1 protein-coding gene is annotated in these 453 nt (G+C 59.6%); it reads right to left on the minus strand.

Annotation, left to right across the window (positions count from 1 at the left end; genetic code table 11):
• Positions 1-44 precede the first annotated feature (44 nt).
• Positions 45-453, minus strand: a 409-nt coding sequence (locus AWU74_RS08395; protein ID WP_306698264.1) for a GlgC family sugar phosphate nucleotidyltransferase, incomplete at its 5' end; no start/stop codon positions are given.

Below are 453 nucleotides of genomic sequence, written 5' to 3' on the forward strand. Positions count from 1 at the left end.
CCGAAAAATGGGGAGCCGATTCGTGCGTCCTGAAGATCGCTCAATCAATAGGGAACCGTGATTCCTTTACCGACCACCGTCACACCGCCTGGGGAGACGGTGAATCCACGAGCACGGTCGTGGTCGTGGTCGACACCCACTTGGGCACCGTCAGGAACAATGACATTCTTGTCGAGGATCGCACGGTGGACCGTCGCATTGGAACCAATCGCCACATTGTTCATGACGATTGACTCATCGACTCGAGCCCACCGTTCGATGCGAGCCCGCGGGCCTAACACCGTGCGATAGATGTCGGTGCCGGAAATGATGCACCCGGCAGAGACCAGGGTGTCGTCGCAGGACCCGCGCATCACGAACTTGGCACCGGGGGCCTGTTCCTGCATGGTCCAGATGGGCCAGTCCGGGTTGTACAGGTTGAACTCCGGCTCGACCGAGACCAGATCCATGTGC

The organism is Treponema endosymbiont of Eucomonympha sp. (assembly GCF_001028545.1).